Raw genomic sequence first — 13,649 nt, forward strand, 5'->3', positions numbered from 1 at the left:
CTCGTCCGGCCCGGCGTGGGTGAGTTCGGGCTCGAGCCTGCGCTGCTCTTCGGCTTCGCCCCGATGACGGTGATGCCCGTGAGTCATCTTGATGACTCACGGGCATCAGACTCAAAGTGCCCATGGCCCCGCAGGCCGCGACGCTCCCCGGAACGTCAGATCAGGCGGAGTTGGCGGTCCTTGGGGCGGCGGGGTTCGGTCTCGCCGAACCGTTCGAACAGGCCCGGGTCGATCGAGGCGAGGAACGGCGAGGGTGCGCAGTCACGTTCCGCGCCGTGCCGGGTACGGCGGGCGGCGTGGCTGACGTACAGCCGGTCCTGGGCCCGGGTCAGGCCGACGAAGAAGAGTCGGCGCTCCTCGGCGACCGCGTCCTCGTCGGGCATCGATCCGGGCCAACGCAGCGGCAGCAGCCCGTCCTCGGCGCCGACCAGGAAGACCACCGGGAACTCGAGGCCCTTCGCGGCGTGCAGGGTCAGCAGGGTAACCGCCTCCGCGCGCGGGTCGAGCGCGTCCACCTCGGCACCGGTGGCCAGCTGCGACAGGAAGGCCTCTAGGTCGTCGCCGCAGCGGTGGGCCAGCGGGGTCAACAGGTCCACCGCCGATCGCACGTCCTCGGGGCGGGCCCCGCTACCCGAGCCGTCCAGGGTGGGCACCGCGAACCGCTCAGCGACCGTCTGGCCGGCCAGCCGCACCCGGGCCGCCAGCGACCCGGCCAACCCGTCGGCGTGCCGCAGCTCCCGGGCGATCGCCGCCACCCCGGGCCGGTCCCGGAGCCGGTCGTGCGAGCGCTTCTGTACGGGGATGTTGGCCCTGGTCAGGGCGTCCACGATCGGGGCGGCCTGTGCGTCGGTGCGGTACAGCACGGCGATGTCGGAGAACGACAGCGTGGTGGACCGGCCGTCGATCCGGCCCGAGTCCAGCGATCGGTGCGACAGTCCGCCGACCAGTTCGTCGACGGTCCGGACCACGAAGTCGGCCTCGTCAACGACGGACGGCGCCGGGTATCGGCCGACCAGCGGGGCCTCCGGGTCGAGCCGGGCCGGATCCAGTCGCCGGCCCTGGACCAGCGAGGACGGCGCGATGGCCTGCACGGCGGCGGCCAGGATCGGTGCCGACGAGCGGTAGTTCCGGTTGAGCCGGACCAGCCGGGCGTCCGTGAAGTCCTGCGAGAAGCGCAGGAAGTAGCCGACGTCGGCACCCCGGAAGGAGTAGATCGCCTGGTCCGGGTCACCGATCGCACACAGGTTGCCGTCGGTGGGGCTGAGCAGCCGCAGCAGCTCGTACTGCACCGCGTCGACGTCCTGGTACTCGTCAACGAAGATCCACCGCCAGCGGTCCCGGTACCGCTCGACCAGCTTCCGGTCCGCGCGCAGCAGCTCCACCGGCAGCGTCACCAGCTCGTCCAGGTCGACGAGGTCCTGCTTGCGCAGCCGCGCCGTGTAGCCGGCGGTGTCGTCACCCGCCTCCGACCGGGCCGCCGCACGCTCGGCGTCGTCGGCGATCCGGAAGCCGGCCGGCAGACCCGCCGCGTCGGCGTTCTCCCGCAGGATGGTCAACCCCAGCGCGTGGAAGGTGCCCACGGTGACGTCCTCGGCGACCGGGCCGAGCAGCCCGTCGAGGCGGTGCCGCAGTTCCTCGGCCGCACGGCGGGTGAACGTGATCGCCAGGCAGTGCTCGGGGAAGACGTTCAGCTCCGCACAGAGGTACGCGATCCGGTGGGTCAGCGTCCGGGTCTTGCCGGTGCCCGGTCCGGCCACGATGAGCAGCGGTCCGCCGGGCGCGGACGCCGCCACCCGCTGCATCGCGTCCAAGCGGTCCAGCAGGCCGGTGCCGACCTCCTCCATACCGGAGAGCATCGGCTCGAACGGTTCGTGCGGTGACGGCGGCGGCGCGATCGGTGGCGCGGGAGGCGGGGTCGGCTTGCGCTTCGACTCGGCCTTGGCCGCCGCCGGGCGCTTGGGCGTCGCCCGAGCCGCCGGCTCCGCCGGACGTCGCTGCGACGGCACCGACACGGGTACGTCGAACAGCGTCTCCTGCGCCGTGCCCGCGCCCCTGCCCAGCTCCGCCGGATCGAACAGCGTGATCACTCCGTACTCGCCGTCGTAACCCGGCACTCGGCGTACGTCGCCCCGCCGCAGCCGCCCGATGCCCTCGGCGAGCAGCTCACCGCCGGCCTGCGCGATGTCGGACAGCGGCGTCGTGGTCAGAATTTCCAACTCGGGGCCGAGCGCGGCGAGCAGCTCGTTGAGCCGCCCCTCGACCTTCTTCGACCGGGCGCCCACCTTGTTGATCTCGCCGAGGATCTCGGCGAGCGGCACCAGATGGGTGACGTCCCGGGCGTGTGCCGGCCGGTGCCCCTCCGGACGGTCGGCCAGCTCCTCCACGCGGCTCAGGACGCCCACGGTGAGCGGCTTGCCGCACTCGGGACAGCGTCCCCCGGCCTCCCGGGTCCGCTCCGGCGGCCAGTTGACGCCGCAGAGCCGGTGCCCGTCCGCGTGGTACTTGCCCTCCTCGGGGAAGAACTCGACGGTGCCGGCCAGGCCGACCCCGGTGCGCAGTGCCTCCCGGACGGCGAAGTAGTCCCGCTCGGCGGTCAGCACGGTCGCCTCCCGGCCGAGGGCCGGCGGCGAGTGCGCGTCCGAGTTGGAGACGAGCTGGTACCCGTCCAGACTGCCGACCCGCCAGTTCATCGCCGGATCGGACGAGAGACCCGTCTCCACGGCGAAGATGTGCTCGGCCAGATCGGCGTAGCAGTCGGCGATCGCGTCGAAGCCGGACTTCGAGCCCAGCGCGGAGAACCACGGCGTCCAGATGTGCGCCGGCACGAGATAGCCGTCCGAGCTGGCTTCGAGGGTGATCTCCAACAGGTCCCGCGAGTCCAGGCCGAGGATCGGTCGACCGTCGGACCCGAGGTTGCCGATCCGCCCGAGAGCGGTGTTGAACCGGGCCACCGCCTCCAGATCGGGCAGGTAGACCAGGTGATGCACCTTGCGCGTCCGGTCGTCCCGCTTGTAGATGGTGGAGATCTCCACGCTCAGCATGAAACGGACCGCGTCCGCGTCGGTCGTACCGGCCAGTCGCGGCGGCAGCCGGCGGGCGATGTCGCGCTCCGCCTCCGGGCCGAGCCGGTAGAGCCCCGGCTCGGCCGGCCGCAGCGACTCCACCAGGTGGTCGTACCAGGCGGGGTGGGTGAAGTCGCCGGTGCCGAGCAGGGCGATGCCCTTGCGCCGCGCCCACCATCCGAGGGTCGGCAGGCTCAGGTCCCGGCTGCACGCGCGCGAGTACTTCGAGTGGATGTGCAGGTCCGCGACGAAGGGCGCAAGGCCACCGGGGGGTACGTCACTGAACGGGGGCACGCCGCATCCTGTCACGCCCGCCACGCGGCCCGCTCTCCGCCACGCGCGGACGTGACCTCTGCTATGCCGAGCGCAACTCCACGAGGCTGATCTGCGGCTCGGCGCCCACCCGCACCGGCGGACCCCAGAAACCGGCGCCGTTGGTCACGTAGACCTTCGTGCCGTCGACCTCGCCGAGCCCGCTCACCACCGGCTGCTGGAGACGGACCGCCAGGTTGAACGGCATCACCTGACCACCGTGCGTGTGTCCGGAGAGTTGCAGGTCGACGCCGTAGCGAGCAGCCTGCTTGGCGGCGAGCGGCTGGTGTGCGAGCAGGACGACCGGGCGGCTCGGGTCGCGGTCGCCGAGGGCGGCCTCGAAGTCCGGGCCGGCGGCCAGGCCGGTGCCCTTGGGGTCCGCGTTCAGGTCGTTGACGCCGGCCAGGTCGAGCACACCGCCCCGGGCCTGGATCTCCTGCCGGCGGTTCTGCAGGACCCGCAGGCCGAGGCGGTCCACCTCCTGCACCCACTCCTCGACCCCGGAGTAGTACTCGTGGTTGCCGGTGACGAAGAAGCTGCCGTACCGGGAGCGCAGGTCACGCAGCGGCGCGGCGGCCGGGCCCAGCTCGGCGACCGAACCGTCGACCAGGTCGCCGACGACCGCGACCAGGTCCGCGTCGAGGCGGTTGATCGCGGCGACGATCCGTTCGGTGTGCGCCCGGCCGCGCAGGGGGCCGAGGTGGATGTCGGAGACGGTGGCGATACGCAGGCCGTCCATGCTGCGTGGGAGCTTCGCCAGGGGGATCCGCACCCGGTCGAGGTGGGGCGGGCCGAGCGCCGTGCGGACGCCGTACCCCGTGATGCCGGTGGCGGTGAGACCGGCGAAGATGGCCGCGCCGCGCGCCAGCAGCAGGCGACGGGCCGGGTCGTGGTCCGGTGCCGCGACCGCGCCGGCGGCCGGCGGATCGGCGGGCCCGGCCGCCCCGACCAGCACCGGCTCAGGCGCGGCGGTGGTCGACTCGGCGACGGTCACCCGGCGGCGCAGCACCAGCCGTGCGATGAGCATCGGCACTTCCAGCACGACCAGCGTGACCAGCAGGTAGAACATGACGGCGAGCCACAGGTAGCCCGGCCAGGCGAGCCAGTAGAGGCCGGCCTGCGTGCCGACGAGGGTGACCGGCACGAGCACCGCCAGCACTCCGGCGGCGATCCCGCCGACGCGCCGCCAGCGACCCGGCGTCGTCGTGTCCCGGACGAGACGCTTCCACAGGTAGAGGTGGACAAGCCCGGTGACCAGCGCCAGTACGCCCAGGAAACCCAGAACCGCCAACATGTGCGCCCCCTCAGCCGCCCGCGAACGGGGGTAGGACATCGATCGTGGCCCCGCCCGGCAGGGGTGCCCGACGATCATGGCAGGTGACGCCGTCCACGAGGAAACTGGCCACCCGCAGCACGGCGGCCAGTCGGTCGCCGTGCCGCTGGGACAGCTCGGCCGTCAGGTCGTCGAGAGACCGGCCGGCTGGCGTGACCTCCTCGGAGCGGCCCGCGGCGGCTCGCGCCCCGGCGAAGTAGCGGACGGTCAACGGCCTCGGTTCCACGACTCAACCCCCGATCGCGGACATCGGCCGGGTCGGCTGGAGGAAGGTGGGGTCGTCGATGCCGTGTCCGGCCCGCTTGCCCCACATCGCGGTACGCCACCGCCGCGCCAACTCGTCGTCGGTCGCGCCGTCGCGCAGCGCCGCCCGTAGGTCGGACTCCTCGGTGGCGAAGAGGCACGCCCGCACCTGGCCGTCGGCGGTCAGCCGGGTGCGGTCGCAGTCGCCGCAGAAGGGCCGGGTGACACTGGCGATCACGCCGACCCGGGCCGGGCCGCCGTCGACCAGCCAGGTCTCGGCGGGCGCCGCGCCGCGCTCGGCCGGGTCGGGGCTCAGGTCGAACCGGGTACGCAGGGACGCCAGGATCTCCTCGGCGGTGACCATCGTGCTCCGGTCCCAGCCGTGCTGCGCGTCCAGCGGCATCTGCTCGATGATCCGCAAGTGGTAGCCGTGGTCGAGCGCGAAGCGGAGCAGAGCCGGCGCCTCGTCCTCGTTGACCCCGCGCATCAGGACTGAGTTGATCTTTACGGGGTCGAGACCCGCGGCCGCCGCCCCGGCGAGCCCGGCCAGCACCGCGTCCAGGCGGGGACGGCGGGTGAGCTGGGCGAACCGGGCCGCGTCCAGGGTGTCCAGCGAGACGTTGACCCGGTCCAGGCCGGCCGTCCGCAGCGCGGGCGCCAGCCGGTCCAGGCCGATGCCGTTCGTGGTGAGCGAGATCCGGGGGCGCGGATCGAGCCCGGCGACCGCACCCACGATGCCGAGCAGTCCGGGACGGATCAACGGCTCCCCGCCGGTGAACCGCACCTCGGTCACACCGAGCTGCTCGACGGCCACCCGGACCAGCCGGACGATCTCCTCGTCGGTGAGCAGCTCCGGGCCGGCCAACCAGGGCAGTCCCTCGGCCGGCATGCAGTACGTGCACCGCAGGTTGCACTTGTCGGTGAGGGAGACGCGCAGGTCCCGCGCGACGCGGCCGTACCGGTCGACGAGGACGCCGTCGGTACGTCGGTCGACACTCACCGGTCGACCGTAGCGCGCTCGACGCCGCCCAGGGCGGCTCGGGCGACCTGGACAACCGCATCGCGGTAGCCGGCACCGAAGAGCGCGGTGTGCACGAGCAGCAGATGCAGCTGGTGCAGTGGCACCCGCTCGCGCCAACCGTCGGCCAGCGGCCAGCTCTCCCGGTAGGCGGCCAGCACCCGGTTCAGGTGCGCGACACCGCCGAAGAGCGCCAGTTGGGCGAGGTCGGTCTCGCGGTGCCCGCCGTGCGCCGCCGGGTCGATGAGCCACGCCCGCTCGTCGATGCCCCAGAGCACGTTGCCCGGCCACAGGTCGCCGTGGACGCGGGCCGGCGGCTCGTCCCCGCCGAACTCGGCGACGTGCCCGATCACCCGCTCGACGAGCGCGGCATCGCTGCTGGTCAGCGCACCGCTGTCGACCGACAGGCGCAGGTAGGGGGCGAGTCGCCGCCGCGCGAACCACGTCGACCAGGGACCGTCGTCGGGGGTGTTGTCCTGACCAAGCGCACCGATGAAGCCGTCCCAGGGTGCGCCGAAGGCAGGCGCGCCGGCCCGGTGCAGGGCGGCCAACTCCCGACCGAAGCGATCGGCGGCCTGCGGCGTCGGCTCGCCGGGCTCCACCCAGTCGAGCGCCAGCAGGTCGGGCAACGCCACGATCACCTCGGGTACGCCGATCGCGTCGGCCTCCCGCAGCCAGCGCAGCCCGGCGGCCTCGGCGGCGAAGAAGCCCTCGGGCGCCGGCCGGTCGGACCCCTCGGGCCAGGACTTCGCGAGGACCGAGTGACCGTCGTCGAGCGTCAGCCGAGCGGCGGCACAGATGTCGCCTCCGGCGACCGGCGTCTCCCGGAGCCGTTGGTGGGTCCGGAACGTCGGCAGGTGTGCCGGATGCGCGCGCAGGTACGCCAGGTCCATCAGCGCACGGTAGCGGCTGCCCATGACACCGGGGTGTCGTGTGAGCACATCGAATGGCTTCTACCTGTGGGAATACGCTCCGTAGTTGTGGATAAGTCGCGTGTCATCCACAGGGTCTGGAAGGCTCCGCGGCTCGGACGCAGCCTTCCTGCATGACCTCGACCGAACGTCCGAAGCTCTCCGTCCGCTCGCCCGCAGATCTGATCGCCGCCGTGCCGTACCTGCTCGGCTTCCACCCGGCCGACAGCGTGGTCGCGGTGGCGCTGCGCGGTCGACAGATCATCTTCGCCGCTCGCGCCGATCTGCCCGAGCCCGCGACGGATCCGGTCGACCGTGCGCGGCACCTGGCCGGGGTGATCCACCGCCAGGGCGCGGACGCTGCCACCGTGGTGGGCTACGGGCCGCCCGAGAAGGTGACCCCGAGCGTGGACGCGGTTCGCGCGGCCCTGACGGCTGCCGGCCTGGAGGTGCTCGACGCGCTGCGGGTCACCGACGGCCGGTGGTGGTCCTACCTGTGCACCGAGGTGGACTGCTGCCCGCCCGAGGGTCGGCGCTACGACCCGCAGGCTAATGCGGTGACCGCGTCGGCCGTGTTCGCCGGTCAGGTCGCCCTCCCCGATCGGGCCGCCCTCGTGGCGCAGGTGTCGCCGGTGGTCGGCCCGGCCCGCGAGGCGCTGCAGGCGGCCACCGTCCGTGCCGAGCGACGGCTGGTCGAGCTGATCGAGCGGGCGCCCGCCAGCGACCTGCTGGGCGGGCGGGCCGTACGCTCCGCCGGGGTGACGGCGGTCCGCGACGCGCAACGACGACACCGGCGCGGTGAGCGGCTCGACGACGACGAGGTGGCCTGGCTCAGCCTGCTCCTCGGGCACCTGCCCGTCCGCGACCACGCCTGGGAACGCACCGACGGCCGCGACCGGGACATCGACCTCTGGACGGACGTGCTGCGCCGGGCCGAGCCGGAGTTGACCGCCGCGCCCGGAGCGCTCCTGGCGTTCGCGGCGTGGCGGGCGGGTCAGGGGGCCCTGGCGGCGGTAGCGCTGGAACGCACGCTGAGCCTGCACCCCGAATACTCGCTGGCCCTGCTCCTGGACGACCTGCTCCGGCGGGGCGTACCCCCCTCCGAACTGGACGGCTGGCCCTCGGTCGGGATGCCCGGCGTGGTCCGCCCCCGCAAGCGGAGCCGACGTGGCCGCCGCTGACCAGTCCGGCCCAGGGCCTAGTAGCACCGCTGGTGCTACCAGGGTTGCTAGGCTGACGACCATGACTGTGAAGCGCTCCGTCAGCCTTCCCGACGACGTCGCGGAGTGGCTAGACCAGCAGCCCAACGTCTCGGCCGCGATCACCGAGGCGGTACGCGCCCAGATGGCCGTCGTCCACCTCCACGAGGTGTTGCGGCGAGCCGGCATCGAGGTGACCGAGGCGGGTCGGGCGCGGTGGCGGGAGCGTCTCGCGATACCCATCCCGGCGGACGCCCTCGCCGAGGGGCGCCGCATGCTGGGTCGTGCCGAATGAGCGATCGGATCGCGGCGGTGTTCGACGCGTCGGCGCTGACGGCCTACATCGAGGGCAACCTCTCGGTGGGGGAGTTGATGCTGGAGATCGCCGATGAGGGTCGGCAGGTGGCGGTCCCGGCCGCCTGCTTGGCGGTCGCCATCGCGGATGCGGGTGATGAGGTTGGCGCGGCGCTGCTCGCCCTGCTGGTCAGTGCTCCGATGATCCGTGTGCTGCCGCTCGACGCCGACGGCGTACGCGACACCGGCACGCTGGCCCGCGCCGTGAGTGGAGACGTCTCGCTCGGGCAGGCAGCCAGTGTCGCCCTCACCCACGAGGCGCACTACGCGACCGCGCGGCCCGACATGGCCGCGAAGGCGCTGCCCGCCAACTGGAGCATCCTCAATCTGGCCTGAGGGGCAACCGGGTGGCCGCCGTCCGTCCAAGATCTCGTCCAGCGATCAGCCGAGGCCGATGCGCCAATCGTTGCTGCGCATCAGGGAGCCGCTACCTGGTGGGTACTCGAAGTCGCAGGGGCCGAGAAGAGTGAAGCCAAGGCGTTGGCAGAGCGCATTGGAGGAGGCGTTCTCGACCGAGGGGAACGCGTGAACGCTGCGAGGTGCGTCGGGGTGGCGGGCAACCGCGCGGACGATGGTGATCAGAGCCGTGCCGGCTGTGAGCGCAATGCCACGGCCCTGATAGGGCGGTAGGACGTTCCAGCCGGTCTCGTAGATCTGCTCACCCTGCCAGTCACGCTCGTGATAGGCGATGCTGCCCACCATCTCCTCACGCCATCACGGTCCGGGTCATCCGCGAACTGGCCGACCGGCACACCTACCACGGCTGGACCTGGATCGAGGCGTACGAGCTGGGACCGGACGGCAGCGCACGGGCCAGGCGGGAGCTGTTCGTACTGCGCGAAGGAGTCGACCTGTTGACCTCCGGCCAGTCCGGCCAGTCCGGCCGGTCCGGCTCCGACGCTCAGCCGGCCCGACACGACATGCGGGCTGGCCGATGACCGAACACGCGGAACACCCCCTGCTCATGCCGACCTGGCGCTGCCGCACCTGCGGGATCGCCTGGCCCTGCTCGACCGCGAAACTGCGCCTGCTCGGTCAGTACCGCGGTCGACCCGACGAGTTGGTCGCGCACCTGAGGACGCTGCAGGCCGAAGCGACCGAACACCTGACCGAGCTGCACGGCGGCAGGACACCGGACGGCCTGACCGAACGCTTCACCGGCTGGGTGCCGGGTCCGACTGATCGGTAGCCGACCGGCCGCTCGCGTCAGCCCGGCTGCTCGACCATGATCCGCTGCGGGCCGGCGTACACGTTCATGGTTTGGCCGCGCAGGAAGCCAACCAGCGTCATCCCGGCCTCCTCGGCCAACTCGACGGCGAGGGTGCTCGGCGCGGACACCGCGGCCAGCAGCGGCAGCCCCGCCATCCACGCCTTCTGGGTCAGCTCGAAGCTGGCCCGGCCGGACACCAGCAGCAGGTGCCCGGTCAACGGCAGCCGACGTTCCCGCACCGCCCAGCCGATCACCTTGTCCACGGCGTTGTGCCGGCCCACGTCCTCCCGGAGCACCACCAGCTCACCGGTCGGGGTGAACAGCCCCGCCGCGTGCAGCCCGCCGGTGCGGTCGAAGGCGCGCTGGGCGGCCCGCAGCCGGTCGGGCAGCTCGGCGAGGAGGGTGGCCGGCACGGCGAGCGGGTCCGCCGTGACGTCGAACAGTGACCGCGTCCGGATCGCGTCGATGCTGGCCTTGCCACAGACCCCGCAGGAACTGGTCGTGTAGAAGTTCCGGGACGGGTCGGTGGTCGGCTCCGGCACCCCGGGAGCGAGCACCACGTCCACCACGTTGTACGTGTTCGGCGTCTCCGCGCCGGCGCAGAGCTGGGCGGTCAGCACGTCGTCGGCCGAGCGGATCAGCCCCTCGGTCAGCAGGAAACCGATCGCCAGATCGAGGTCGTCGCCGGGCGTCCGCATGGTGACGGCGAGCGGCTTGCGTCGGCCCGGACCCGCCGCGCCGACCCGGATCTCCAACGGCTCCTCCACGGCGAGCGTGTCCGGCCGTCGGACGGCCGCGCGGCCGTCGGCCGCCGCGTCCAGGTCGATCCGTAGTACGCCCCGTCGGTCAGTCGCCCGTCCCATCCCGCCATCCTGCACCCCACCCCGGCACGCCCGCACGGCTACCGTGGCCGGGTGGGGACGTACGCGGCAGTGGTGCTCGCGGGTGGGGCCGCCCGACGGATGGGCGGGGCGGACAAGCCCGCGCTGCCGGTCGGTGGCCGCTCGATGCGCGACCGGGTGCTGGCGGCCGTGGCTGATGCCACGCCGCGAGTGCTTGTCGGTCCCGCCGACAACCTCCCGAACGGCGTGCGGGTGACCCGGGAGGAGCCCGCCGGAGGTGGGCCGGTCGCCGCGACGGCGGCCGGGCTGGCGCTGCTCGACCCCGACACGACACTCGTCGCGCTGCTCGCCGCCGACCTGCCGCTGCTCACCCGCGCCGCGATCGACGACCTGCTGACCCACCTCACCGCCGGTGCCGGCCCAGCAGCCGGCAACCTCGCCGTTCCGCAGGCCGGCAGCGACCTCGACGGGGTGTGCTTCGTCGACGCGGACGGCCGGCGGCAGTCACTCTGCGGGGTGTGGCGGGTCGGCGCGCTGCGGGCCGGGCTGGCCCGGCTGGCCGCCGAGCGCGGCGGGAGCCTGGACGGTGCTCCGGTGCGGGCGCTGTTGGCCGGTCTGGCGATCCGCGAGGTGCCGTGGAGCGGCGAGGGTCCACCGCCGTGGTTCGACTGCGACACTGACGAGGACGTACGCCGGGCGGAGGAGTGGGTGCGATGACGGTCTTGGACGACTGGGTCACGGCGGCCTGCGCCGAGGTGGGCCTGGACGCGACCGAGGTGCCCGTGTCGGCGGTGCTGGACCTGGCCCGCGACGTCGCCCACCAGGTGGTGCGACCCGGGGCGCCGGTCAGCGCGTACCTCCTCGGGTTGGCCGTCGGTCGCGGCGCGGACCCGGCGGACGCGGCGGCCCGGCTCAGCGCCCTCGCGGCCGACTGGCCGGTCGCGCTCGACACCGAACCCGCCGACCCCACCTCCTGACCCGCCGCTCCGCGCCGCGCCCCCGCGACCAGGCCGGCTCCACGGCGGAGGACGGCGGGTGTCCGATCCCGGTCCGGGCTGATTCGACGTCCACGGGGCGTGGGTAGGGTGATCGGAACGGACGGAGGCGATCATGACGGCTGACCACCCCTCGGCGTCGGACGGGGAGCCCGGCGGTACACCCGAGCCGGCGGAGTCGATCCTGCTCGACGACCCCAGCACCACCGATCTACGGGCCAAGGTGACGGAGGCGTGGCGGGAGTTCGCCCGGATGCTCGCCCTGCGGCTACGGGAGCTACCGGCCGGCGCGCACCTCGAACTGACCCTCGATCCCACCGCCTCCGGTACGGGTGACGCCGTCTACTCGATCAGCGTCGACGCGACCGACGACGGCGGTCTCTCCGCTCGGGCGGTCGGTAACGCGGCGCTGCCGCAGGGCTACCGGCTGGACCGTGCCGCGGTGGCGGACATGGTGGCGCTCGGCTGGTCCCCGCCCGGCGTGGTGGCCGGCTCCGGCGGCGCGTTCGGGCTGGACGGCACGGTGGCGGAGGCCAACCGGATCGCCCCGCTGCTGTCCCGGACGCTGCGCGACGTGTACGGCGCACCCCACCCGGCCTTCCTCGTCTACCTGGTGCACGACGCCGAGGGCGAGCCGCTGGCTGTCGAGCCGTTGGGTACCGCGCGCAGCGAGTTCGGCCCGGACGCCGACGTGGAGGGGGACCTTCAGGAGGCGTTGGCCGAGGCGTCCGCCGACCGGGACGACGTGTTGGACCTGCCGGAGCGCGTCCGTACCGTCGTGTCCACGATGTTGAAGTCCGACGCCGAGCGGTTGCAGGTCGACTCGGACGGCGACATCACCATCCGGGCCGGCTCGGCGATGGTCTTCGTGCGGGTGCGGGACAACCCGCCGCTGGTGGACGTCCTCTCCCCGATCCTCACCGAGGTCGAGCCGACCGAACGGCTCTACGTCAAGCTGTCGGAGCTGACCAACCGCATGCCGATCGGCCGCCTCTACTGTGCCGACGACACGGTCTGGGCTTCCATCCCGGTCTTCGGCCGTAACTTCCAGGCGACCCACCTCATGCTGGCCGTGCAGGTGATGACCGGTCTCGCCGACGAGTTGGACGATCGTCTGCACGGTGAGTTCGGCGGCAAGCGCTTCTTCGGCGAGGGCGACAAGCCGGTCCGCGGCGACGACTCCCAGCACCGCACCGGCATGTACCTCTAGGCCACGTCCAACAGGGTCTTGCCGACCGTCGCGCGCGCCTCGATGGCGGCGTGCGCGTCGGCGGCGCGTTCGAGGGGGAAGCGCTGGCCGATCAGCGGCCGGAGCTGCCCGGCCGCCGCGTCCGCCAGGACCCCGATGGTGTACGCCCGCAGCCGCGCGGGCGTCACGTCCGGCCGGATCAGCGTGATCCGGCGTTCGGCGGCGGCATCCGGTGTCACGGGAGACCACTCGCCGCTGGCCAACCCGTAGCTGATCATCCGGCCGCCCGGGGTCAGCAGCTCGAACGCCGCTCTGGCCACCGAGCCGCCGACGCCGTCGAACACCGCGTCGACCCCGCCCACCGCGTCGCGGACGCGATCGGCCCAGTCCGGCCGCAGGTAGTCGACCGCCACGTCGGCGCCCAACCCGGGCAGCAGGGCCACCTTGCGCGGTCCGCCAGCCACGCCGATCACGCGTGCGCCGGCCCGCGTCGCGATCTGAACGAGCATGCTCCCCACCCCACCTGCGGCGGCCTCGACCAGCACGCGGTCACCGGCGCGGACGCCGACCGCCTCGACGAGCATGGTGGCGGTACGCCCGTCGGCGAGCAGCGCCACGGCCGCGTCCAGCGCCAGCCCGGCCGGCACGTCGATGGGCGCGGACGCGTCCACCGCGACCTGTTCGGCGTATCCGCCGGCGCCGCCGGTGGCGGTGACCACCCGTTGCCCGACGCGGGCCGGGTCGACGTCCGACCCGACGGCGGTGATGACGCCGCCGACGCCGTTGCCGGGGATGAGCGGCGGGGTGTACCGGTTCGGCCCGGGACGCCCCGAGCGCTGCTGCGTCTCGACGAAGGTGACGTTCGCGTGCGCGACGTCGATCAACACCTGGCCGGGGCCGGGCGTCGGGTCTGGCGCCGGGCCGGGCGTCAGCACGTCGGGACCGCCGAATTCACGTAGCCAGATCGCCCGCATGCAGTCC

General features: G+C 73.2%; 15 protein-coding genes. 7 read left to right on the forward strand and 8 right to left on the reverse strand.

Annotated features, from left to right (window positions below):
• Positions 1-155: 155 nt before the first annotated feature.
• The 5 genes from ABZ272_RS05300 to ABZ272_RS05320 form a co-directional block, all read right to left on the reverse strand.
• Positions 156-3,356, reverse strand: a complete 3,201-nt coding sequence (locus ABZ272_RS05300; RefSeq protein ID WP_355048623.1) for a UvrD-helicase domain-containing protein — start codon at positions 3,354-3,356, stop codon at positions 156-158.
• A gap of 61 nt (positions 3,357-3,417) precedes the next feature.
• Complete coding sequence (locus tag ABZ272_RS05305; protein WP_355048624.1) at positions 3,418-4,668, reverse strand: metallophosphoesterase; 1,251 nt, start codon at positions 4,666-4,668, stop codon at positions 3,418-3,420.
• Positions 4,669-4,678: 10 nt separating this feature from the next.
• On the reverse strand, positions 4,679-4,933 hold the full coding sequence (locus ABZ272_RS05310) for a MoaD/ThiS family protein (RefSeq protein ID WP_355048625.1): 255 nt from the start codon (positions 4,931-4,933) through the stop codon (positions 4,679-4,681).
• Between the two features lie 3 nt (positions 4,934-4,936).
• Positions 4,937-5,950, reverse strand: coding sequence for a GTP 3',8-cyclase MoaA (gene moaA / locus ABZ272_RS05315; RefSeq protein WP_355048626.1), 1,014 nt, complete (start codon positions 5,948-5,950; stop codon positions 4,937-4,939).
• Positions 5,947-6,861 (reverse strand): fructosamine kinase family protein, encoded by a 915-nt coding sequence (locus ABZ272_RS05320; protein WP_355048627.1) that lies wholly within the window; start codon positions 6,859-6,861, stop codon positions 5,947-5,949. The genes moaA and ABZ272_RS05320 overlap by 4 nt, the downstream gene beginning before the upstream one ends.
• A gap of 152 nt (positions 6,862-7,013) precedes the next feature.
• On the opposite strand from ABZ272_RS05320, the gene ABZ272_RS05325 reads away from it, so the two are divergent.
• From ABZ272_RS05325 to ABZ272_RS05335, 3 genes are all read left to right on the forward strand, one after another.
• Entirely contained in the window at positions 7,014-8,060 is a 1,047-nt protein-coding gene (locus ABZ272_RS05325) for a DUF4192 domain-containing protein (protein ID WP_355048628.1), read from the forward strand.
• A gap of 61 nt (positions 8,061-8,121) precedes the next feature.
• Positions 8,122-8,373, forward strand: coding sequence for a hypothetical protein (locus tag ABZ272_RS05330; RefSeq protein WP_355048629.1), 252 nt, complete (start codon positions 8,122-8,124; stop codon positions 8,371-8,373).
• Complete coding sequence (locus ABZ272_RS05335; protein WP_355048630.1) at positions 8,370-8,768, forward strand: hypothetical protein; 399 nt, start codon at positions 8,370-8,372, stop codon at positions 8,766-8,768. The genes ABZ272_RS05330 and ABZ272_RS05335 overlap by 4 nt, the downstream gene beginning before the upstream one ends.
• A gap of 45 nt (positions 8,769-8,813) precedes the next feature.
• Here ABZ272_RS05335 and ABZ272_RS05340 read toward each other — a convergent pair whose 3' ends face one another.
• Positions 8,814-9,134 carry a GNAT family N-acetyltransferase gene (locus ABZ272_RS05340; protein ID WP_355048631.1) on the reverse strand — a complete coding sequence of 107 codons (321 nt, stop codon included), beginning with the start codon at positions 9,132-9,134 and terminating at the stop codon, positions 8,814-8,816.
• Between the two features lie 232 nt (positions 9,135-9,366).
• Between ABZ272_RS05340 and ABZ272_RS05345 the strand changes: the two genes are divergently transcribed.
• On the forward strand, positions 9,367-9,621 hold the full coding sequence (locus ABZ272_RS05345) for a flavin reductase (RefSeq protein WP_355048632.1): 255 nt from the start codon (positions 9,367-9,369) through the stop codon (positions 9,619-9,621).
• Positions 9,622-9,638: 17 nt separating this feature from the next.
• Here ABZ272_RS05345 and fdhD read toward each other — a convergent pair whose 3' ends face one another.
• Positions 9,639-10,505 carry a formate dehydrogenase accessory sulfurtransferase FdhD gene (fdhD, locus tag ABZ272_RS05350; protein ID WP_355048633.1) on the reverse strand — a complete coding sequence of 289 codons (867 nt, stop codon included), beginning with the start codon at positions 10,503-10,505 and terminating at the stop codon, positions 9,639-9,641.
• Positions 10,506-10,511: 6 nt separating this feature from the next.
• Here fdhD and ABZ272_RS05355 point away from each other — a divergent pair, with 6 nt between their 5' ends.
• The 3 genes from ABZ272_RS05355 to ABZ272_RS05365 all read left to right on the forward strand — a co-directional run bounded on the left by ABZ272_RS05355 (position 10,512) and on the right by ABZ272_RS05365 (position 12,689).
• Complete coding sequence (locus tag ABZ272_RS05355) at positions 10,512-11,201, forward strand: NTP transferase domain-containing protein (RefSeq protein WP_355048791.1); 690 nt, start codon at positions 10,512-10,514, stop codon at positions 11,199-11,201.
• Positions 11,198-11,461, forward strand: coding sequence for a DUF6457 domain-containing protein (locus ABZ272_RS05360; RefSeq protein WP_355048634.1), 264 nt, complete (start codon positions 11,198-11,200; stop codon positions 11,459-11,461). The genes ABZ272_RS05355 and ABZ272_RS05360 overlap by 4 nt, the downstream gene beginning before the upstream one ends.
• Positions 11,462-11,594: 133 nt before the next feature.
• On the forward strand, positions 11,595-12,689 hold the full coding sequence (locus tag ABZ272_RS05365; RefSeq protein WP_355048635.1) for a hypothetical protein: 1,095 nt from the start codon (positions 11,595-11,597) through the stop codon (positions 12,687-12,689).
• Here ABZ272_RS05365 and ABZ272_RS05370 read toward each other — a convergent pair.
• Positions 12,686-13,642: a zinc-binding dehydrogenase gene (locus ABZ272_RS05370; RefSeq protein ID WP_355048636.1), complete on the reverse strand. Its 957-nt coding sequence runs from the start codon at positions 13,640-13,642 to the stop codon at positions 12,686-12,688. The two genes, ABZ272_RS05365 and ABZ272_RS05370, sit on opposite strands and share 4 nt — an antisense overlap.
• Positions 13,643-13,649: the final 7 nt, after the last annotated feature.

This window comes from Micromonospora sp. NPDC005979, assembly GCF_040614415.1.
Classification (GTDB): Bacteria; Actinomycetota; Actinomycetes; order Mycobacteriales; family Micromonosporaceae; genus Micromonospora.

What these genes read in the sequence shown, in the direction of transcription:
- ABZ272_RS05305 (WP_355048624.1), bottom strand. Translation starts at nt 4,668, where the DNA reads ATGTTGGCGGTTCTGGGTTTCCTGGGCGTACTGGCGCTGGTCACCGGG.
- ABZ272_RS05335 (WP_355048630.1), top strand. Translation starts at nt 8,370, where the DNA reads ATGAGCGATCGGATCGCGGCGGTGTTCGACGCGTCGGCGCTGACGGCC.
- ABZ272_RS05320 (WP_355048627.1), bottom strand. Translation starts at nt 6,861, where the DNA reads ATGGACCTGGCGTACCTGCGCGCGCATCCGGCACACCTGCCGACGTTC.
- ABZ272_RS05340 (WP_355048631.1), bottom strand. Translation starts at nt 9,134, where the DNA reads ATGGTGGGCAGCATCGCCTATCACGAGCGTGACTGGCAGGGTGAGCAG.
- ABZ272_RS05330 (WP_355048629.1), top strand. Translation starts at nt 8,122, where the DNA reads ATGACTGTGAAGCGCTCCGTCAGCCTTCCCGACGACGTCGCGGAGTGG.
- ABZ272_RS05365 (WP_355048635.1), top strand. Translation starts at nt 11,595, where the DNA reads ATGACGGCTGACCACCCCTCGGCGTCGGACGGGGAGCCCGGCGGTACA.
- ABZ272_RS05325 (WP_355048628.1), top strand. Translation starts at nt 7,014, where the DNA reads ATGACCTCGACCGAACGTCCGAAGCTCTCCGTCCGCTCGCCCGCAGAT.
- ABZ272_RS05360 (WP_355048634.1), top strand. Translation starts at nt 11,198, where the DNA reads ATGACGGTCTTGGACGACTGGGTCACGGCGGCCTGCGCCGAGGTGGGC.
- ABZ272_RS05370 (WP_355048636.1), bottom strand. Translation starts at nt 13,642, where the DNA reads ATGCGGGCGATCTGGCTACGTGAATTCGGCGGTCCCGACGTGCTGACG.
- ABZ272_RS05345 (WP_355048632.1), top strand. Translation starts at nt 9,367, where the DNA reads ATGACCGAACACGCGGAACACCCCCTGCTCATGCCGACCTGGCGCTGC.
- fdhD (WP_355048633.1), bottom strand. Translation starts at nt 10,505, where the DNA reads ATGGGACGGGCGACTGACCGACGGGGCGTACTACGGATCGACCTGGAC.